Source organism: Williamsia limnetica (assembly GCF_003217475.1).
Taxonomy (GTDB): domain Bacteria; phylum Actinomycetota; class Actinomycetes; order Mycobacteriales; family Mycobacteriaceae; genus Williamsia; species Williamsia limnetica.
Genome location: NZ_QJSP01000015.1, coordinates 61,713 through 82,071 on the forward strand (window position 1 = coordinate 61,713; position 20,359 = coordinate 82,071).

Sequence of the window (20,359 nt, forward strand, 5' to 3'; positions counted from 1 at the left end):
AGTTCGTGTCTGCGAAAATCCGGGTTTGCGATCGTGCGCCCTGCGGTAGGTTTCCAGCATGGAGCGAATGTCGCCGGCCGACGCCCAGATGTACTGGATGTCGGAGAAGATCCCCAACGACCAGTTTCTGGTCTACGTGTTCGACGGTGCTCCGCAAAGCCTCGACGCAGCAATCGATTTGGTCATCGGTCGAGCCGAATTGATTCCGGATCTCCGGCTACGAATCGCCGATGTGGACTGCGCGCTGGACTATCCGTACTGGGTCCGGACCGACGCCGAATGGGATCAGGTCGTCGTCCACGACCTTGCGGATCCGACCTGGGACAACTGCCTCGACGGCATCGCCGCCCTCGCGGATACGCAACTCGATCCGCGGGACAAGGCGTGGCGGCTGCATGTCTTCACAGGCGTCACGAATGTTCCCCGGTGTGCTTCGGTGGCCACCGTCGCCGTACTGCAGATCTGCCACGCGCTGGCCGATGGCAGACGGTCATCTGCCCTGGCTCGGCTCCTGTTCGGTCCCACCCCGCCCGAAGCCGCGGAACCCGGTCGCAGTGAGCAGCCCTATTCGGTGGCGCAGGCCACAGCTGTGGCAGCACTTCGGCTTCCGAAACAGATCGGCTCGCTGGGCTGGCACGGCCTCAATGCTGCTCGCACACACCGCAGACTGGTCGACGACATGATCAAAGGGCTTGTCCCGCAGCAGGCGAAAGGCCGACCACTGTTGTTGACCAACACCCGGCCCGAAGGTGCGCGCGCTGTACGTACTCTCGTACGCCGACGCGATGACTTCCCGGGACCGACGGTGACGGTGAGCGCGCTGACCGCCGTCTCATTGGGGCTGTCGGACTACCTCCGGGAATGCGGTGAGGACCCGACCACGCTCGGAGCCGAGGTCACAATGGCCAAGTCGGGTGCGGCGCGCTCTCGCAATCACTTTCGTAACGTCGGCATCAGTCTCTACGCCGATACCGCCGACCTGGGGTCACGGTCGCGTCACATCGCGGATGCCCTGGGGCAACGGCAGCTACGCAACAACCATCCTGCGCTCAGGGCGGGCGATGAGGCCTTCGCGGCAGTGCCTGCACCGTTGTTGCGTTGGGGCATTTTGCAGTTCGACCCGAACCGCGTGCCGGACACGGTGACGGGTAACACCGTCGTGTCCAGCGTCAACCGCGGCGCGGCTGATCTGAGGTTCGCGAACGCGCCTGTCCTGTTCACCACAGGCTTTCCCGCGCTTTCCCCGGTCATGGGATTGACCCACGCCGTTCACGGCATCGGCGACACGGTCGCGATCAGCGTTCATGCCGCTGAATCCGCGGTCGGGGACATCGACAACTACATGGAGATACTGGGGGCGTCGATTTCCTGGAACCAGATCGTCTCCAGTAGTCGATAGCCGTCAGCGCCGGCGGCGAAGCGGTCAGTGTTCTCCAGTCCCGTTCTTGCTGCGGACCAGGCGTTTCGGTAATTTTCCGACGAGTTCGCCGAGCGGGGTGACGGCGACGCTGAGCGTCTCAGCGGCGTCATTGAGTTCGTCCACCGTCGACTGCAGTTTCTCGATGCTCGGAGCCAGTTGGCCGATCATCTCGACCAGATCCGAGAGGCGGTCTATGGGGCCGCCGGGCGCGATGACACGCTCCAGCGCGCCGTTGTCGCCCACGAGTTGTTCGAGCAGACCCTCGTCCGCGGTGAGACGGTCCAAGAACCCTTCGTCCTCGGACAGCCGGTCCAGCAGCCCTCCGGGTGTCGTGAGCTTGGCCAGGACCCCGTCTTCGGCGAGCATCCGGTCGACAGGTCCGTGCCGGGAGAGCAGGCGATCGAGTGGACCGCCCGCCTCGGTCATCTGATCGAGCACTCCATCGTCGGCCAGTACGCGCTCGACCAGCCCGTCTTCGGCGAGCAACCGATCGAGTGGACCGCCGCGGGCCAGGATCCGACCCAGCGAACGGTCCTCCTCCAGCAGCTCGCCGAGCTGATTCAGCAACTGCAGAGGGCTCCGGAAGGCCGGACTGTCCCGCAAACCCATCGCCGCGGATATCTCGTAGTGCACGTTCTCGACGGCGACACGGCTCAGGGCCACGCTCGCCTCGACGGCCGACAGTGCTGCCCCCGCTGCCGCGAACCCCAGCCGAGTTGGGATCTCGATCACCAATTTGGCATCCATGACCTCAGCCTAGGGCGTTGCCGTGACCCCCGGGTACATTCACCCGGCTTTGGCCTTGGCGGCGGCTTTCTGTTGCTTCTTGAACTCGCGCACTTCTTGCAAGGTGGCGTTGTCGACAACGTCGGCGACGGAGCGGCGTGACCCGTCGTCTCCGTAGTGGCCGGCGGCTTCCCGCCATCCCTCCGGGTCCACGCCCAGTTGCTTGCCGAGCAGTGCCAAGAAGATCCGTGCCTTCATGTCGCCCCACCCCGGCAGCGCCTTGAGGCGTTTGAGCACAGTCTTGCCGTCTGGATCGCCTTCGGTCCAGATGGCCGACGGTTCACCGCCATAGGTGTCGACGATGACGGTTGCGAGGTCGTGGACACGCTTGGCCATCGAGCCGGGGAAGCGATGTATCGCGGGGGTGACCGAGCACAACGCCACGAACTCATCGGGGTCCGACTCGGCGATGCGATGAACATCGAAACCGTCCATCCGGTCCGCGATCTTCTGCGGACCCTTGAACGCAGCTTCCATCGGGTACTGCTGATCGAGGGTCATGCCCACGACGAGCGCGAAGTCGTCCGTCGACAACAACTCGTCGGCCGCAGGGTCCTGTGCGATACAGATCTCGCGGGTCATGTCGTCCTCCAAACGCCGTCCGGACACATCGCGCTCCAGCGTATAGGGCAGGTCACCGGTATATCCGAGCGACGCATCGGGTAGGGCTCGAACGCCCGCGGGACGCCGGTCCGGCTGGTTGAATGCTGGCAGGAGACACACTCGGCTCGGGGATGAGGGAGTTCGCGGTGGCAATCGACGCAAGTGACAGCACGGTACGAAACGCAGTGGTGGGGGCGGCGGTTGCGATCGCGGCGGCCGCGATGACGGTGGTCGGCATGGCTCCCGCAGCGGCCGAACCCACGCTGGTCGACACGATCAGCTGCCACAGCGCCGATCCGTGGGGACCCCCGATCACCAATGGCAGCCCGCTGCGCATCGACATAGACGTGTACAACAACGTGCAGTTCCCGAAGGACGGGGCCAGGGGTCCGGTGCTGTATCTGAGCGCCAACAACCCGCGCGCCGGTTTTCTCTTCGAATACAACGTGGAAACCACCGTGCGCTGGGTCAACACGACCACCGGCGCCCGCGGCAAGGTGATCATCCCGGCGCGGGGGCGGTCGGCGAGTTGGGAGGGTTCGCTGCGCACGGGCCACGGGGCGGTGCAATTCACCGTCAACCAGAAGATCGGCGCGCTCGCGTTCTTCCCGATGGTCAACCCGCAGTACTCATCGTGCGGGGGAGCCGCCGTCGTCTAGGGCCGAACCCCGGGCGTTCGCGGCCTGCGACCGGATGTTCGAATTGTGACCGACTTTCTGTACAGGACTTACAAACTGGGGTTGCAGCGAGGAGTAACGTCACGCGAAGGTGTCCGACGCCGGCAATGACGCCGGCCGCCGATCGGAAGGTGGTTACCCCCGATGTCCACAGATGCGAGCAAGAGGCCGACCCCACCAGAGGTGGGAGAGGCTCACGTAGCCAAGGTGATCGGGGTGACCGTCGCGGCGGCAGTCGGCGGCTTCCTCTTCGGTTTCGACAGCTCGGTGGTCAACGGCGCCGTCGACTCGATCGGCACCCACTTCGAGCTCAACGACTTCATGAAGGGCTTCTCGGTCGCGATCGCGTTGATCGGCTGTGCGCTGGGCGCATGGTTCGCCGGCCGTCTTGCCGACATCTGGGGCCGCAAGAAGGTCATGCTGCTCGGTTCGGCACTCTTCATCGCGTCGTCGATCGGCACCGGCCTGGCCTGGGCGGTCCCGGATCTGCTGATCTGGCGCGTCATCGGTGGTCTGGGAATCGGTATCGCTTCGGTGATCGCACCCGCCTACATCGCCGAGATCGCCCCGGCTCGATACCGCGGTGCCCTGGGATCACTCCAGCAGCTCGCCATCACGATGGGTATCTTCGTCGCGCTGCTGTCGGACGCCCTGCTCGCCGACAGTGCCGGCGGTGCCGCGAACGATCTGTGGTTCGGTATCGAGGCCTGGCGCTGGATGTTCATGGTCGGCGTCATACCCGCACTCATCTACGGCATCCTCGCGTTCCTCATCCCCGAATCCCCGCGCTATCTCGTCGGCAGCAACATGGACGAGGAGGCCGCCCGGATTCTGACCGAGGTCACCGGTGAAGCGAATCCGCTCGAGCGTGTCGAAGAGATCAGGCTGACTCTCAAGCGCGAATCCAATGTGTCCATCAAAGACATCCGCGGACCGTCGTTCGGACTGCACCCGTTGGTGTGGGTCGGTATCTGGATCGCCATCTTCCAGCAGTTCGTCGGCATCAATGCGATCTTCTACTACTCGACGACTCTGTGGCAGTCCGTCGGTTTCAGTGAGAGTCAGTCGTTCAAGACCTCGGTGATCACGGCGGTGGTCAATGTCGTCATGACCTTCGCTGCGATCCTTTTCGTCGACCGGATCGGTCGACGAAAGCTTCTTCTCATCGGCTCTGTGGGCATGTTCATAGGGCTGGTGATGGCCTGTATTGCGTTCACGCAGCAGGAGGGTTCGGGCGACAACATCAGCTTGCCCGACACCTGGGGTCTGGTAGCGCTCATCGGCGCGAACCTGTTCGTGGTCGCGTTCGCGGCGACCTGGGGGCCGGTCATGTGGGTGATGCTCGGCGAGATGTTCCCCAACCGGATCCGCGGCGTCGCCCTGGGCGTCTGCACCGGCGTCAACTGGCTGGCGAACTTCACCATCTCTCTGCTGTTCCCGCAGCTGAATCAGACACTGGGTCTGGCGTACATCTACGGGTTCTTCGCCTTCTGCGCATTCGCCTCGTATTTCTACGTACGCACCAAGGTCCCGGAGACCAAGGGTATGGAGCTCGAGGACATGGACACCCTCGGCGATGTCGAGGAGGCCCTGAAGGCTTCCAAGGCCGCGGACAAAGCGGCGGCCAAAGACCTCAAATAGCTCGTCGCTATTTCGTATCCGTGAAGTTCGGCGGCCGTCCCTCTTTGCGGGCGGCCGTCGCTTCTTGGAAGTTGTCGGTCAGGAGCCGGACGTACAGCTGACCCATGCCTTCGGTCTGTATGTGGGCGTCGAGGTTCGACGCCTGGATACCGGACCACAGGGTGCGTTTGGTCAGTTCGATTCCCGGCCGGGACAACTCCGCAATGCGCTCGGCGATGCGAAAGGCCTCGGTCAGCAGATCATCGTCGGAAACGGCGCGGGAGACGAGCCCGATCCTGGCCGCCTCTTCGGCGGGGACGTCCCAGCCGGTGAGCATCATCTCGGCCGCATGTGACGTACCGACCGCGCGGGGGAGCAGAAAGCTCAGACCGAGCTCGCTGGCGGTGAGGCCGTTGTTGATCCCGGCGGCCCGGAAGTAGGCACTCGACCCTGCGATCCGGATGTCACAGGCCAGGGCCAGACACAACCCACCACCGATCGCTGCGCCGTTCACCGCTGCGATGACCGGCTGATGCATGGCCCGGAGTGCGCCCAGGGCGTCGTCGAGCATCTCCATCGACCGGAGTGCGATCGTCGGTGCGGTGAGCCCGTCGATGTGCGGAATCTTTCCTGCCGACTTCTGATCGGCGCCGGAGCAGAAGCCGGGTCCTGCTCCCGTGAGCACCACAGCACGGATGTCATTGTCGCGGCTGATCTGCTCGAGCGTCTCCTTGAATGGGATCATGACGTCAAAGGCCATGGCATTCATGCGTTCTGGACGATTCAGAGTCACCAGCGCGACGTGTGGCCGGGGGTGGTCTACCTCTACGAAAGACATGGGGCCATGGTGGCATGCGCTCGAATCCCTGAGACGTGGATCAGGGAAAGAGCCGTCGAAGATCAGGGTCGTTCCCCGATGCGACCGAGGCCGTCTGCTCCCTACCGTGAGTGAGGTGAGGCGGGAGACCATTTCCGCCCCATCGACGAAAGGTTGATGTGATGGACAAGTTGGTTCGGGTTTCGCACGGCAGGATGTTGGGTGGCGTCTGCACGGGCATCGCGAGGCGCTATGGATGGGATGTGAACGTGGTGCGCGTGGCGTTCGTCGCCTCGTGTCTGCTGCCGGGACCGCAGTTCGTGCTGTATCTCGCCCTGTGGCTGGTGATCCCGATGGACAAGCAACACGCGAACACGATGGCGACTGCCTGATCTACGGGGGCGTCCGCCTGGGCTACGGGCCAGGGCTTCGGCGGCTCAGTGCGTCCATGCCGTCGAGCAGCAGCATCTGCGCGATGAAGTAGGTCGAGAGGACCGTTGCCTCCGCAATGGCGCGGGGGACAGCGCCGCGCAGTAGATATCGACGATTCATGAGGATCGCATCCGATGCCATGAAGGCGATGCCACCGGCGGCCAACAGGCGGGTCGCGTCCGTGTCCGCACCGCGCAGGAGAGCAGGGTCCGCGGCGGTGGCCGCCATCGTCGCCAACGTCCCACCGTAGATCCCGAGGACCGGAAGCATGCGCGGTTGATGCAGGATCACCAGGACGGCAACCTCGTTCATCACAGCGAGGCGGGGGAGAAGTCGGCGTGTGGTGGGCACACCGCCGTGACGGATCAGTAGTCCCAGATAGGCCAGATGCGCGAGCCCGAACAGGGTGGCGCCGGTCTGGAGTGATCGGTCCTTGTCCGGCCCGGTTGCGAACTCCTCGCGATACATGAAGTAGTCGCCTGCTGCAGATGCCCCGACTGCCAATGACAACAGGGCGTTGTCAGGTGCACTGCGGTGTCGGGCGCCGCGTGCCACCGTGACGGCCAGCGCTGCCAGGGCAGCGGGCTTGGTCGCCGCGACCCCGGGCCGCCGGCGCGCTGCGCCGGCGACCGAGACGGCGACTGTTGCCGCCACGAAGATCTTGCGTTCCGGGAGTTTCCAACCGGGAAAACCCATCTCGGCGTCAGCCGCCCAAGATCTTAGAGATGAAGGCCGTGGCATCAGGCAGGGCAGCAGCCGAGGTCCCCGGACCGTCGACCGGGTAGGTCCGGACCGTCGCGGTGCGGTCGGTGGCCTGCACCCGGTTCAGGAAATCGAGCGTGTAAGGCAGTACCACCGTGGTGTCGAGCAATCCCTGGCCGATGAACACCGGCTTCTCGAATCCGCTGTCGGGGACGCCCAGGTACGCCTCGACGATCGGCCTGAGGTTCGGTATCGACGCCACCGGTTTCGTGAACAGTTCGTTCAGGCTGGTTCCGGCCACCGCGCGCTGGAGTTCGGCCGAGCAGACCTTGACGGCCTTGTCGGTCAGTGCCCGACCCTCGGCGCTGAGGTAGGAGTCGAGGTTCAACTCGGGGTGTGAGGCCCGGATCCCGGCGACCGCGTAGAGCACCTCTGCGGTGAGATCTGTGGGCAACGGCACCGGGATGAAGCCGGGGCCGGCGTTCAAGACAAGAGCACCGAGGTCGGCAGGCACGCTGGTGACCGTCGCTCCACGGAAATCGAGGTCAGGTCCCTGCAATTTGACGGCGTTGCGTGCGGTCGCGAGTGCGGCCGTGGCGCCACTGCCGTTGCCGTTGACAGCCCATTTGGCAGACAGGTTCGGCGCGATGTCGTGCGCTGCCTTGACCGCGTCGATGATGTTGTCCGACTTGATCGTCGTCTGCAGGTCGGGCAGCTTGCCCTCGGTGCCCAGTCCGGCGTAATCCGAGGCGACGACGGCGTAGCCCTTCTTCAGCCACGGCGTGATGTCGTTCCACCGAGCTGCCGATTCGGTCTTCCCCGACCACGACGGGGCGCATTTGTCGGCGAGGCCGACCGTGTCGTGCGCCCATGCCACCACGGGCCAACCACCCTCGGGGGCAGTGCCGGTCGGCAGATAGATGGCGGCGCTGCTGAGTTCGGTGCGGTCGGCTGCTGCGTTGGTCCAATAGGTGAACCGGTTGGCCGATCCGGCCCCGGTGACCCAGCGATCATCCGGTAGGCCGATGTTCGCGTACACCTTGCCTGCGGTGCCACCGGTCGGTACGGGTGCGGCTGCGGCCGTGCCGGCGCCGAGCCCGCCCGCGACCACGGCCGCGAGCGCCGTTGCGGTCAGTCCACACGTTCCGATACGCCGGAGTGCTTGTTTGTGAACACTTTTCATGTGATGTCTCCTACGAAGGTCCGCGGCGAGCGGACTAAGCCTGCGTGATCCCGATCATCGGGAGGAAGAAGCAACTGCGGTTGCCGTTCTCGACGGTTCCGAAGACCGCCGACAACACCGTTCCGTTGCCGGTCTTGACGGGCACCAGGCGTGATCCGGGCACGCTGAGACGGTTGGCGAACGTCGTCAGCGCGTCTTTGATCCGTCCCTTGAAGGGATTGCTGTCAGGTACTTTCTTCAGCCAGATGTCGACCAGGGTGGTACCGACCGGCGCCATGTCCGCGAAGCCGCCCTGCAGGGTGTTGACGTTGAACCAGGCGACCTGCATGCCGCTGGCGGAGCCGTCCTTGGTGATTCCAGAGGGGACGAAGCCGAAGAGTGTCTCGCCGCTGCCGACGAGATTGGCGTCGATGGCCGCGGGGAGCTTCAAGCCTGGAAGGAAGAAGGGGCCGGGTGCAGCGCCACCGACCGCGGGCAGCAAGCCGAACGGGTTGTCGGGGGTCGGTGCGGTGCAGTTGAACGCCACCGATGGGTTGACGAAGCTCTGGATCCCCATCTGGCGCAGGGTGTTGTTGGCGTCGGCGAGCAGCGTGAGGACGTCGGTCGGAGACGCCGCAGGTGTCGCTGTGGGTGCGGCCACCTCGGTGGCCGACAGCTGGGACCCGACGCCGAGTATGGCTTTCGCGGCCGAGAGCGCCTCTGGATCGAGACGAGTCTTCTGCAGCTGCGCGATGGCAGCGGACAGGTCCTTGTCGGCGGGGATGCCGGTGGGAGCGGTGAGTGTCAGGTCGGCGGGCGGTGCGGGCTCCGCCACGGCGAGTGCCGGTGACATCAGGGCTGCTGACGCCGCGATCGCGACTGCGACGACACCACGTCGGATCAGCGGTGAGTTCGGCATGGTTCTCCTTGAACAGACGAAACCGGCCCAACTGTTACGGATGTGACAGAAGTGGCCAATGTTGCGGTTGTTAAAGCCAACCATGTGATTTGCGCAGTTGGCAAGCCGCGAGGCCTACCTGTGACAGAACTGCGACCCAACCGCAGTTCTGCTGCGTTTCAACGGATCTGGGCGTGTGACGCGTTTCACCCTGAATAGCAGAACAGGCGCCGACCTGGTGGTCGGCGCCTGTTGCCCAGGTATCTGAGATCAGATGACTGCAAGTCCCACGGTCGGGATGATCGTGCAGCTGACCGTCTTGCCCTCGGTCTTGGTCGTGACGTTTCCGTAGATTGCCGAGATGACGCGACCCTGACCGGTTTTGGCGATCGTGGTGAACGTTCCGGGGCCTTCGGCCACATTGATCTTGTCGTTCCGCTGCAGGCTCTGCTGCCCGGTGGCGCCGGTGTCGACGTTGATCCACGCGACGGTCAGTGGTGCGGCCTTGTTGTTGAGGGCCGGCCCGGTGCCGAGGCTGGTGTAGACGAATCCCGCTTCACCCCGCCCGGGTCCGGGAGCCGGAGCCTTCTGAGGCCCAGCGGTCGCAAGTGCGGTGCCGACAGAGTTGCCACCGGGGATGCATCCCTGGCCGAGGGTGGGGTAGAGGAATTGCTGGATGATCGGGGCGCCTTCGCCGGTGGGGATGTCGGGCCCGCCGCCACCGGTGCCTTCGAGGAAGCTGATGACCTTGTTCCAGATCTCCGCGAGCTCGGGTGGTAGCCCGGAATCGGCGGCAAGTGTCTTGGCGTTGGCCACGAGATCGGCATTGACCTTGCCGTCGGGCCCCGGCGTGGCGGCCGAGCCGATGATCGCGGGTACGAAAGCGCCCAGGGATTGCAGGGTCGCCTCGTCGATCTTGGGGGCAGGCGGTGCCGTCGGCTCGGCGGACGCGGTGGCCGGAAGTGCCAGCGCCGCGCAGGCCGCTATCGCCACGGCAGTCGCAGTTCGGCGGGCGGTACGCCCAGCACGAGATCGTCCGCGGTCGCGACCTGTCAGCTCACTCAGTAGCACTGTTCTTGGTGTCCCATCTTGCGTTGGTAGCCCGCTGTCGCAGGTGCCTGTGTTCTGTATCGCCGTGCTGACGGTAACCGTTCCGTGACCCTGCCGCCAACAGTGCAGCCGGTAAACGTTCCAGCTGCGCTCTGCTGCGGGACCGGTTCGGAGCGTGGTTGTCGCCGCCCTGGGACCGTAGCTTGTGACTGATGGTGCTAGTGGTGCTGGTGATGCAATTGTGATGTCACATTTCGGGTGCGGATCGATTCGCCCGTGCTGGTTAGATCAACGAGACAAGAAAACGCTATCTGGAGGCACCATGCGTCGAAGAACTCACATCGCAGCAGTCCTGATCGCTGCTGCGGTCGCGGCGAGTGCCCTGAGCGCCTGCGGCGACTCGGGGTCCGACGACGAGGTGGTGCTGTTGACCCATGACTCCTTCGCGTTGCCCGACGAGTTGCTGACCTCGTTCAAAGATCAGACCGGGTTGACCCTGAAGGTCGTGAAGGAATCCGACGCCGGTCAATTGTCGTCGTCCATCGCATTGACGGCCGGATCTCCACGCGGCGACGTCGTGTACGGCATCGACAACACCTTCGCCTCGCGAGTGCTGGACGCGGACGCCCTCGAGCCCTACACGAGCCCCGACAACGGCCTCGGACCGAATGAGCACGCCCTGCCCGAACCCAACCGCCTCACCGCGATCGACCGCGGGGATGTCTGCGTCAACGTGGACAATGACTGGTTCGCCCAGCGCGGGCAGCAGCCCCCACAGAACTTCGCCGATCTCGCGGACCCCCGGTACAAGGGGCTGACCGTGGTTCTCGACCCTGCCACCTCGTCGCCGGGGATGGCGTTCCTGCTCGCGACCATCGCCGCGTACCCGAGCTCCACCGCGGGCGGTTGGGAAGGCTACTGGCAGAGTTTGCGCGACAACGACGTCGCAGTCGCACCCGGATGGTCGGAGGCCTACAACCAGGAGTTCACGGCGGGCGAGGGCAAGGGTTCCAAGCCAGTCGTCGTCTCGTACGCCTCGTCGCCCGCCTACCTGCCGACCACGACGGCACTGCTGAGCACCTGCTTCGAGCAGACCGAATACGCAGGTGTGTTGCGCGGCGCCGGGAACGTAGAAGGCGCCCAGAAGGTCGTGGACTTTCTGTTGAGCGAACCTGTGCAGGCGGCCCTGCCCGAATCGATGTACGTCTATCCGGTTCGGACCGGCACGCCGCTGCCCGCCGAATGGGCACAGTTCGCACCGGAGCCCGAGTTCGTGGCCTCCATGCCGCTCGACGTCATCGCCGAGAACCGCGAGGCGTGGCAGCAGGAGTGGCGCACCGTCATGGGTCGCTGACCGAGGTGACGTCTGGCCGGCGCAAGGGCCGACCCCGGCGCAGTCGGCCGCGGGGTTCCCGGGCAGGACTCCTGGACGCTGTGCCCACGTTCGCCCTGCCGCTGTTGTTCGTGCTGCCGCTTTTGTTCGTGGCGGTGATGTTTGGTTGGCCGTTGCTGGCGCTTGCGGCGCGCGCGTTCGGTGACGGTGCGAGCACCGATCTACCCCAGTTGCTCTCAGACGCCAATGCGGCTGATCTCCTGTGGTTCACGATTGCGCAGGCCGCTGCGTCAACGGCCGCGACGTTGGTCATCGGCCTTCCGATCGCCTGGGTGTTGGCGACGTACGAACTGCGTGGAGCGCTGGCGCTCCGGGTGATCGTCACCATCCCGTTCGTCTTGCCGACAGTCGTCGTCGGCGTGGCGTTCTCCGTCCTGCTCGGCGACCGCGGGCCGCTGGGGTGGCTGGGCATCGGCGCGTCGCTGTGGGCGATCATCCTGGCGCACATGTTCTTCAACATCGCGGTGGTGGTCCGGACCGTGGGTTCGGTCTGGGCTCAGTTGGACCCGCGGGCCGAGCAGGCTGCCCGGACCCTGGGCGCGAACCGGTGGCGGGTGCTGCGGACGGTGACCCTGCCTGCGCTCGCCCCCGCGATCGCATCGGCCGCGTCGGTGGTCTTCCTGTTCTGCGCCACGAGTTTCGGAGTCGTGCTCATCCTCGGGGCCGGGCGGTACAACACCCTCGAGACCGAGATCTACCGGCAGGCCATCGGATTCTTCAAACTGCCCGCCGCCGTGGCGTTGTCCATGGTGCAGATCGTTGTGGTCGCGGTGGTGGTGACCGTCAGTGCGTTGCTGAGTCGCCGGGCGAGGGCGGCCGGAGCACCGCGCCGGCGCCGCAAGCCGCATGGGCGCCAGTGGCTGCCGGTCGCGGCGATACTCACGGTTTCGTTGGTGATCCTGATCGCGCCGCCGGCTGTATTGCTCTGGCGCTCGGTACGGCCCACGGTCGGCGGCAGCTGGAATCTCGATGGCTATCGCGCCCTGTTCGAATCGGTGAACGGGCAGACGCCGTGGCAGAGCATGCAGTATTCCCTGATCAGCGCGACCTGGGCGATGGTCATCGCGATGGTTCTCGGGCTACTCGGCGCCCTCGCGCTCGTCCGTGCCCGCGGGGTGCTCGCGGGCGCAGCGACCGTGGTCGCCATGCTTCCGCTGGGCGTCAGCGCCGTGACCGTCGGACTCGGATATCTCGTGATCCTGACCGGGATGCCCCGTGAGATCAGTACGTCACCGGCCATCGTCCCGGCGGTACAGGCACTCATCGCCTGCCCGTTGGTGATCCGGATCCTGGTCCCGGCGATGGGGCTGGTCGACGATCGGTTGCGGCAGGCGACGGCCACGCTCGGTGCCAGACCTCTGCGGGTGTGGTGGACGGTCGATCTACCGGTCATCAAACGAGCGCTCTGTGCCGCAGCGGGTTTCGCATTCGTCATCGCCATCGGTGAGTTCGGGGCCACCAGCTTCGTCGCCCGACCCGACACCACCACCGTCCCCGTGCTCATCGGCGCGTCACTGGCGAAACCCGGCTCGGGTAACTTTGCGACCGCGATGGCGTGCTCGGTGATGATGCTCGTCGTCACCGCCGCGGTGGTCGCGCTGATCGAAGTGGTCCGCAAAGATGAGGGAGGGGAGTTCTGATGCTCGAATTGTCCTCTGTGACGGTCGGTTATCGATCAGAGATGGTTCTCACCGACCTCGATCTCGCGATCGGGACCTCCGGTGCGGCGATCACCGCACTGCTCGGGCCGTCGGGATGCGGGAAGTCCACGCTGATCCGTGCGATCGCCGGACTCGAACCCCTGTCCGGGGGTGCCATCTCGTTCGACGGAGAGGACTTGGCGCCGGTGCCGGTGCATCGTCGCGATTTCGGTGTCGTCTTCCAGGACGGTCAGCTCCTGCCGGGCCGGACTGTCACCGACAATGTCGCGTACGGGTTGCGGGTGCGCCGCCGGCCCAAACGCGAGATCGCCGAACGGGTCGGCGAGTTGCTGGAACTCGTCGATCTCGCAGGATTCGGCTCCCGGAAGGCCGCCGAGTTGTCGGGCGGTCAACAGCAACGAGTTGCCCTTGCCCGCGCACTGGCACCGCGACCGCGGCTGCTGCTCCTGGACGAGCCGCTCTCGGCACTCGACCGGCAGTTGCGAGAACGGCTGGCGTTGCAGATCACAGAGGTCATCGCTGCAACCGCGACTCCGACGATCGTGGTGACCCACGACCACACCGAGGCGGCGATGATGGCCGACCGGATCGCTGTCATGGAAGCGGGTCGCATCATCCAGTACGACGTTCCAGAAAAGCTTTGGCGGACGCCGCGTACGGAGAGCGTTGCCCGCTTCATCGGCTGCACCACGATCTGCGACGGAGCGGTACGAGGGGGAGTGCTCGACAGTTCGCTCGGGTCGGTGCCGATCGATCTGCCCGACGGCCCGGTACGACTGGGTTTGCGTCCCGAGGCCGTGATGGTCGGTCCGGTCACGGGGGGCCGACCGGTCGGGCGGGCGGTGCACGTCGCTTCGCTCCCCGACGGTGTCCGGGTGCGTCTGTCGACCGCGGGTCTCGAACTCGACGCAGTGAGCGACATCCGGGTCGAGGTGGGCGCAGACGTCGGATTCACGTTGGATCCCAACAGGATTGCGATCATCACCGAAGCGTCGATCGGCTGCCGTTGATGCGTGAGGTCGTGGCGGGTGCAGTGATCTCGGCCGGTCGGCTGTTGCTGGCCCGGCGCACCTACCCGCCCGAGGTGGCGGGCCTGTGGGAGTTGCCGGGCGGCAAGGTCGAACCGGGGGAGACGCGGGGTGGCGCGCTCGAACGTGAACTCGCCGAGGAACTCGGGATCGAGGTGGCCGCCGGCGAGCAGATCGGAGTCGGGGTACCGCTGCGGGAGGATCTGTCGCTGGTCGCGCTCGCCGCGACCCTGGTGGCGGGCGATCCACGGCCGACCGAGCACAGCGCCGTCTGCTGGGTGGACGCCGACGCCCTGCGTCAGATGGCGGCAGCCGGTGAATTGGTCCCCGCCGACGCAGTGTGGCTGGACGACCTCGCCGGGCTTCTCACCTGACCGCAAAAGCACACGTTCGAGTCATCTGCACACGTTCGAACGTGTGCAGATCACTCGAACGTGTGCATTTTTGAAAGTCAGGCGGCGCGGGCGCGAACCTTCTTCAGCGCTTTACCGAGCTCTTTCTCGGACAGGCCCTGACCGGAGAGCTTCTGCATCTTGTGGATCACCACGGGGCAACGCACGCAGCGCGTGGAGCTGCGGCAGCACTTCTTCTTGGGCTTGAGTCCGCACACCTTGGACGCCTTCTTGTTGCCCACGTACCTGCCTTTTCGTCCGGTTGTTCCGCTGTAAGTGAGGTTAGCATCACCTTGATCGAGGGAGGCCTTCGCCTGTGACGGTGCTCTCATCGATCGATGTGGTCCAGCGCCGCTTCTCGACGGGGCCTGCCGACGCGATACCCTGTTAGAGGTCTGAGCAACTTGCTCGACAGTTTTGACATGCCCACTTCACGTCCGGAGAACTTCAGTGACTGCTGCCCCCAATTTCCGCAACGTCGCGATCGTTGCGCACGTCGACCACGGGAAAACCACCCTGGTTGATGCGATGCTGCGGCAATCGGGCGTTTTCGAGGAACGCGCCGAACTCGTCGACCGCGTCATGGACTCCGGTGACCTCGAGCGGGAAAAAGGCATCACGATCCTCGCCAAGAACACCGCTGTGCACCGTCGTCAGCCGGACGGCACCGAGGTCGTCATCAACGTCATCGACACCCCCGGCCACGCCGACTTCGGTGGTGAGGTCGAGCGCGGCCTGTCGATGGTCGACGGCGTCGTACTCCTCGTCGACGCCTCAGAAGGACCGTTGCCGCAGACCCGTTTCGTGCTGCGCAAGGCCCTTGCCGCCTCGCTGCCCGTGATCCTGCTGGTCAACAAGACCGACCGCCCCGACGCACGTATCGCCGAGGTCGTCGAGGAGAGTCACGATCTGCTGCTCGACCTCGCGTCGGACGTCGACGACGAAGCTGCCGAGGCCGCCGAACTGGCCCTCGACCTGCCCGTCCTCTACGCCTCGGGTCGCGCCGGCATCGCCAGCACGAAGGCGCCCGAGAACGGCAACGTTCCCGAGGGCGAAAACCTCGACGCACTCTTCGACGTACTGCTCTCGTATGTGCCCGCCCCCAAGGGCGATCTCGATGCGCCTCTGCAGGCCCACGTCACCAACCTCGACGCGTCGGCCTTCCTCGGCCGCCTCGCGCTGGTCCGTCTCTACGCGGGAACCTTGAGGAAGGGTCAGACCGTGGCCTGGTTGCGTGAGGTGGACGGCCAGCCCGTCACCGAGCGCGCCAAGATCACCGAGCTCCTGATCACCGTCGGTGTCGAGCGCACCCCCGGTGAGGTCGCCGTCGCCGGCGACATCGTGGCCGTGGCCGGTATGCCGGAGATCATGATCGGTGACACCCTCGCCGACGTCGATCATCCGATCGCCTTGCCCCGGATCACGGTCGACGAGCCGGCCATCTCGGTGACGATCGGCACCAACACCTCGCCGCTGGTCGGCCGGGTCAAGGGTCACAAGCTCACCTCCCGCATGGTCAAGGACCGCCTCGACAGTGAACTCGTCGGCAACGTCTCGCTGCGCGTCCTCGACATCGGGCGTCCGGACGCCTGGGAGGTTCAGGGTCGTGGCGAACTCGCGCTGGCCATCCTCGTCGAGCAGATGCGCCGCGAAGGCTTCGAGCTCACCGTCGGAAAGCCCCAGGTGGTCACCAAGCAGGTCGACGGCAAGCTGCACGAGCCGTTCGAGCACCTGACGATCGACGTCCCCGAGGAGTACCTCGGTGCCGTCACGCAGCTGCTGGCCGCCCGCAAGGGCCGCATGGGCGACATGACCAATCACGGCAGTGGCTGGGTCCGGATGGAGTTCATCGTGCCCTCGCGTGGCCTGATCGGTTTCCGAACCGACTTCCTCACCGAGACCCGCGGTACCGGTATCGCCAACGCGGTGTTCGACGGCTACGCCCCGTGGGCCGGCGAGATCCGCGCCCGCCACACCGGCTCGCTGGTCTCCGACCGCGCGGGCACGGTGACCCCGTTCGCGATGATCCAGCTCGCCGACCGTGGAACCTTCTTCGTCGAGCCCGGCGCGGACACGTACGAGGGCATGGTCGTGGGCATCAACCCGCGCATGGAGGACCTCGACATCAACGTCACCAAGGAGAAGAAGCTGACCAACATGCGTCAGTCCTCCGCCGACGTGATGGAGACTCTCGCCAAGCCCATCAAGCTCGAACTCGAAGCGGCCATGGAGTTCTGTACCGACGACGAATGCGTCGAGGTCACGCCTGAGGTGGTCCGGGTGCGCAAGGTCAATCTCGACTCCAACACCCGCGCCCGCGAGCGCTCCAAGACCAAGGCTCGCAACCAGAGCGTCAGCTGATCTGCGGCGGACCCGGGGCGGCGACGCCCCGGGGACGCCTTCGGGTAGAAAGGTCGCCAGCCCCCCTCGGGTGAGTCGGGGCGGCAACCGATGAGGTGGCAGGACAGGGGATACGGGCAGTTGGGCAAACGAGGGATCTTCGCGCTGACGTTGTCATGCCTGCTCTTCGTCACCGGCTGCGTCGCAGATCCGCCGCCCCCCGTGCAGCAGACCAATTCCGTCCCGCCCGAACCGGCGGAGCCGTCCGGGCAGGTCCTCTACGTGGCGACCGATTCGATCGGCATCGGCTTCAACCCTCACCTCGCGGCAGACCAGTCCGCGGTCACCACCGCGGTCGCCGCGATGACGTTGCCCAGCTCGTTCCGGCCCGTGACCGAGGGCGATCGCGTGGTCTGGACGATGGACAGCGCGCTCCTGACGAGCGCCGACGTCACCGGCACGGCGCCGTTCACCGTCACCTATCGCATCCACGAAGACGCGCAGTGGTCAGATGGGTTGCCGATCACGGCCGAAGACTTCATCTACCTCTGGCAACAGATGGGGCGCCAGCCCAACGTCACCGCTCCGGCCGGCTACCGCATGATCACCGACGTCCGCAGCGGAGCAGGCGGCAAAGAGGTCACCGCAACGTTCGCCGCGCCCTACCCGGCATGGCGCGAGCTCTTCAATGACCTGCTGCCCTCCCACGTCCTCAAAGGCGCCCCCGGCGGATTCCAGTCCGGCATGGACAGCGGGTTCCCGGCATCGGGCGGCCCGTTCACCATCAGTGGTATCGACCACAGCCGGGACGAGGTTCGGCTCATCCGCAACGACAGGTTCTGGCTGACCCCGGCACTGCTCGACCGGATGACCCTGCGTCGCGCCGGCACCACCAGTCAGCTCTCGGACTCGATGCGCTCGGGCGACACCAGGGTGGCCGCGGTGAGCGGTGGGCCCGCACTCGCCGCCAACCTCGGCAGTATCGGCGGCGTGCAGACAGGCAACGTGGCGCAGTCGCGCACGCTCGGCGTCACGGTCAACACCCGGACGGAGGCGATGTCGAATATCGATCTCCGTCGGGCGGTCCTGGCCTCGATAGACACCCGGCTCGTCACCTTCGCCGGCGCTGACGACACCGAGGTACTGCCCGCCGAGAACTCGGTATACGCGCCGTCCGACCCCGGCTACTATCCGGTGCCGCGACCCGCGGTGACGCCGGAGCAGATCGAGCAGTGGCTGACCTCGGCCGGGTACCAGCGCGGTCCGGTGGAGCCCGCGCCCACACCTGCGCAGAGCACCCCCGGCGCAACGACCACGACCACGACCACCGAGACGCCCCCATCCGGTGACGAGGGCGCGAGCGGCTCGGAGAGCAACAGCGTGCCCCCGCTGCCGGCAGGCACGCGCGAGGTCGAGGAGGGCGACGACGGCGACGCACTGGTCGTCCGGGTGGCCTCGGTGACCGGAGACCCACGGACCGGGGCCGCAGCGGCGAACATCGTCGATCAGCTGCGGCGAACCGGAATCCGCGCGGAGACCGTGACGCTGTCGACCGCCGAGTTGTACAGCTCCGCGCTCACCGGCCGCCGGGTGGACATCGTCGTCGGGTGGAGCCGCGCAGGAGAGTCACCGGCCACCGCGCTCGCCTCGAACACCGAATGCCTGAGCACCGAAACGTCCGAGACGCCCAGCACCTCGGTCACTCCGACGGCCGAGGTCCCCCAGAGCGGTGTACCAGAGTCACAGATCGGTGTACCAGAGTCACAGACCGGTGAAAGCTCCTCGCCGCCCAGCTCGCAGGCCCCTGACGCCGAGCGCAGTGAACCGCGGTACACGAGCAACGTCTCCGGACTGTGCGACGCCGAACTGCAAGGTCTCGCGACCCGCGCGATCTCCGAGGACGACCCGACCGAAAACCTGCGAACGGCACAACGACTGCTCGACGAGCGGTCGGTCTATCTGCCCATCTACCAGGACGTCTTGACGACTGCCGCCTCGCCGCTGGTGACCGGCGCCGCGGTGACCGGACCGGTGCAGACCGGTATTTTCGGTGGATCCGCGGCCTGGCAGCAGCAGACCGGTAACTGAAAGCGAATCCACAGATGAATCGTTTGCTGCTCGTCCATGCCCACCCCGACGACGAGACCATCACCACCGGCGGCACCATCGCGAAGTATCTGGCGGCCGGCGCCGAGGTCACCGTCGTCACCTGCACCCTCGGCGAGGAAGGCGAGGTCATCGGTGAGCAATGGGGCGGCCTGGTGGCCGACGGAGGCGCCGATCAGCTCGGTGGGTATCGCATAGGCGAGCTCACCGACGCGCTCGGGGCGCTCAGTCCTCACCCGGCGACACCACTGCGACCCCACTTTCTCGGCGGCGCCGGCAGGTGGCGTGATTCGGGAATGGCCGGCGCACCGTCGAACGACCATCCGCGCGCGTTCATCGGCGCAGGGTCGGGGGCGCCCGCACAGGTGCTGGCGGACCTCATCGTCGAGCTACGCCCTCAGGTGCTGGTCGGTTACGACCCGGTCGGCAGCTATGGGCATCCGGATCACATCCAGGTACACGCGATCTGCGGTGAGGCGATCGACATCGCTGCCGGCGCAGAGAACGGGTGGGCGGTGTCCAAGCACTACTGGACGGTCACCGAAGAGTCGGCGCTGGCCGACGGCCTCGCTTCGGCGCAGACCCGGGTCCCCGCCGGCTGGCGTATGCCGGTGATCGGAGAACTTCCCAGCCATCGCGACGGTGAGATCACCACCGCCGTCGACATCCGAGAGGTCTACGACCGCAAGGTCCGGGCCCTGGCCGCGCATGCCACACAGGTCACGGTGTCACTCTCTGGCACCGAATATGCGTTGTCGAACAACATCATCCAGCCCATCTTCGCCGAGGAGCACTTCATGCTGGTGGCCGGCACACCCGGTCCGCTCGGTCCGGCGGGGCGGGAAACCGATCTGTTCGGAGGCCTGTGATGCAGAGCGAGATGATGCGGAAGATCCTGCTCGGGTTCCTGTGGATCGACGGTTTCCTCGTCGGCATCCTCGGCGTCGCGTTCCTCCAACTGTCACTCGGCTCGGTGGCCTTCCCGATCAGCGCGCTGGCGGCCGGCCTCGCGAACTATGTGCTGCTGTGGTTCAGCGCGACCCTGACTGCAGGACCTGCGAAATTCGGGGCGCTGGTGGCGTTCGCGGTTGCCTTCTTCGTCTCGGCCGCGGGCGGTCCCGGCGGCGATGCGGTGATCCCGCAGGACTGGCGCTCTTTCCTGCTGCTGGGACTGGGTATCGCGGCGCCGATGTTCGCCGGGTATGCGGGCCTGTTACCGGCGGTGGAGACGGCTCCGGCGCGCCCGACCAAGGGCGGCCGGGAATGAACCGG

General features: G+C 66.0%; 20 protein-coding genes. 12 read left to right on the forward strand and 8 right to left on the reverse strand.

Annotated elements, in window-relative coordinates; all coding sequences use genetic code 11:
- The first annotated feature begins 58 nt into the window (after positions 1-58).
- A complete protein-coding gene (locus DFR67_RS22720; protein WP_110471763.1) occupies positions 59-1,399 on the forward strand; it encodes a wax ester/triacylglycerol synthase domain-containing protein in 1,341 nt (446 codons plus the stop codon).
- Positions 1,400-1,423: 24 nt separating this feature from the next.
- On the opposite strand, the gene DFR67_RS22725 is transcribed toward DFR67_RS22720, so the two are convergent.
- Positions 1,424-2,167 (reverse strand): hypothetical protein, encoded by a 744-nt coding sequence (locus DFR67_RS22725; RefSeq protein WP_110471764.1) that lies wholly within the window; start codon positions 2,165-2,167, stop codon positions 1,424-1,426.
- A gap of 39 nt (positions 2,168-2,206) precedes the next feature.
- Positions 2,207-2,788 (reverse strand): HhH-GPD-type base excision DNA repair protein, encoded by a 582-nt coding sequence (locus DFR67_RS22730; protein WP_110471824.1) that lies wholly within the window; start codon positions 2,786-2,788, stop codon positions 2,207-2,209.
- 167 nt (positions 2,789-2,955) lie between these two features.
- Between DFR67_RS22730 and DFR67_RS22735 the strand changes: the two genes are divergently transcribed.
- Together DFR67_RS22735 and DFR67_RS22740 are read left to right on the forward strand one after the other, a co-directional pair.
- Positions 2,956-3,468, forward strand: a complete 513-nt coding sequence (locus DFR67_RS22735; RefSeq protein WP_146240507.1) for a hypothetical protein — start codon at positions 2,956-2,958, stop codon at positions 3,466-3,468.
- 162 nt (positions 3,469-3,630) lie between these two features.
- A complete protein-coding gene (locus DFR67_RS22740; RefSeq protein WP_110471766.1) occupies positions 3,631-5,127 on the forward strand; it encodes a sugar porter family MFS transporter in 1,497 nt (498 codons plus the stop codon).
- A gap of 7 nt (positions 5,128-5,134) precedes the next feature.
- On the opposite strand, the gene DFR67_RS22745 is transcribed toward DFR67_RS22740, so the two are convergent.
- The gene (locus DFR67_RS22745) at positions 5,135-5,944 is read right to left on the reverse strand and encodes an enoyl-CoA hydratase (RefSeq protein ID WP_110471767.1); all 810 of its coding nucleotides are present in this window, start codon (positions 5,942-5,944) and stop codon (positions 5,135-5,137) included.
- A 161-nt stretch (positions 5,945-6,105) separates the two neighbouring features.
- Between DFR67_RS22745 and DFR67_RS22750 the strand changes: the two genes are divergently transcribed.
- Positions 6,106-6,315: a PspC domain-containing protein gene (locus DFR67_RS22750; RefSeq protein WP_110471768.1), complete on the forward strand. Its 210-nt coding sequence runs from the start codon at positions 6,106-6,108 to the stop codon at positions 6,313-6,315.
- Between the two features lie 22 nt (positions 6,316-6,337).
- Here the strand turns inward: DFR67_RS22750 and DFR67_RS22755 are convergent, their stop codons facing one another.
- From DFR67_RS22755 to DFR67_RS22770, 4 genes are all read right to left on the reverse strand, one after another.
- Positions 6,338-7,051 (reverse strand): lysoplasmalogenase family protein, encoded by a 714-nt coding sequence (locus tag DFR67_RS22755; protein ID WP_158540012.1) that lies wholly within the window; start codon positions 7,049-7,051, stop codon positions 6,338-6,340.
- Positions 7,052-7,058: 7 nt separating this feature from the next.
- Complete coding sequence (locus DFR67_RS22760; RefSeq protein WP_110471770.1) at positions 7,059-8,240, reverse strand: lipase family protein; 1,182 nt, start codon at positions 8,238-8,240, stop codon at positions 7,059-7,061.
- A 34-nt stretch (positions 8,241-8,274) separates the two neighbouring features.
- The gene (locus DFR67_RS22765; protein ID WP_110471771.1) at positions 8,275-9,138 is read right to left on the reverse strand and encodes a hypothetical protein; all 864 of its coding nucleotides are present in this window, start codon (positions 9,136-9,138) and stop codon (positions 8,275-8,277) included.
- 249 nt (positions 9,139-9,387) lie between these two features.
- Positions 9,388-10,188, reverse strand: a complete 801-nt coding sequence (locus DFR67_RS22770) for an Rv1157c family protein (RefSeq protein ID WP_110471772.1) — start codon at positions 10,186-10,188, stop codon at positions 9,388-9,390.
- Positions 10,189-10,489: 301 nt separating this feature from the next.
- Between DFR67_RS22770 and DFR67_RS22775 the strand changes: the two genes are divergently transcribed.
- The 4 genes from DFR67_RS22775 (at position 10,490) to DFR67_RS22790 (ending at position 14,623) form a co-directional block, all read left to right on the forward strand.
- A complete protein-coding gene (locus DFR67_RS22775) occupies positions 10,490-11,521 on the forward strand; it encodes a thiamine ABC transporter substrate-binding protein (protein WP_110471773.1) in 1,032 nt (343 codons plus the stop codon).
- A 137-nt stretch (positions 11,522-11,658) separates the two neighbouring features.
- Positions 11,659-13,200 carry an ABC transporter permease gene (locus DFR67_RS22780; RefSeq protein WP_110471825.1) on the forward strand — a complete coding sequence of 514 codons (1,542 nt, stop codon included), beginning with the start codon at positions 11,659-11,661 and terminating at the stop codon, positions 13,198-13,200.
- Positions 13,200-14,231: an ABC transporter ATP-binding protein gene (locus DFR67_RS22785; RefSeq protein WP_110471774.1), complete on the forward strand. Its 1,032-nt coding sequence runs from the start codon at positions 13,200-13,202 to the stop codon at positions 14,229-14,231. The genes DFR67_RS22780 and DFR67_RS22785 overlap by 1 nt, the downstream gene beginning before the upstream one ends.
- Positions 14,231-14,623, forward strand: coding sequence for a (deoxy)nucleoside triphosphate pyrophosphohydrolase (locus DFR67_RS22790; protein WP_110471775.1), 393 nt, complete (start codon positions 14,231-14,233; stop codon positions 14,621-14,623). Before DFR67_RS22785 ends, DFR67_RS22790 begins: the two co-directional genes overlap by 1 nt.
- A 77-nt stretch (positions 14,624-14,700) precedes the next feature.
- Here DFR67_RS22790 and DFR67_RS22795 read toward each other — a convergent pair whose 3' ends face one another.
- Positions 14,701-14,883: a hypothetical protein gene (locus DFR67_RS22795; RefSeq protein WP_084892178.1), complete on the reverse strand. Its 183-nt coding sequence runs from the start codon at positions 14,881-14,883 to the stop codon at positions 14,701-14,703.
- 208 nt (positions 14,884-15,091) lie between these two features.
- Here DFR67_RS22795 and typA point away from each other — a divergent pair, with 208 nt between their 5' ends.
- The 4 genes from typA (at position 15,092) to DFR67_RS22815 (ending at position 20,354) form a co-directional block, all read left to right on the forward strand.
- Complete coding sequence (gene typA, locus DFR67_RS22800; protein ID WP_110471776.1) at positions 15,092-17,002, forward strand: translational GTPase TypA; 1,911 nt, start codon at positions 15,092-15,094, stop codon at positions 17,000-17,002.
- A 90-nt stretch (positions 17,003-17,092) separates the two neighbouring features.
- Entirely contained in the window at positions 17,093-19,069 is a 1,977-nt protein-coding gene (locus DFR67_RS22805) for an ABC transporter family substrate-binding protein (protein WP_110471777.1), read from the forward strand.
- A gap of 14 nt (positions 19,070-19,083) precedes the next feature.
- On the forward strand, positions 19,084-19,956 hold the full coding sequence (mshB, locus tag DFR67_RS22810; RefSeq protein ID WP_110471778.1) for an N-acetyl-1-D-myo-inositol-2-amino-2-deoxy-alpha-D-glucopyranoside deacetylase: 873 nt from the start codon (positions 19,084-19,086) through the stop codon (positions 19,954-19,956).
- Positions 19,956-20,354, forward strand: coding sequence for a facilitated glucose transporter (locus tag DFR67_RS22815; protein ID WP_110471779.1), 399 nt, complete (start codon positions 19,956-19,958; stop codon positions 20,352-20,354). Before mshB ends, DFR67_RS22815 begins: the two co-directional genes overlap by 1 nt.
- The last annotated feature ends 5 nt before the right edge of the window (positions 20,355-20,359 follow it).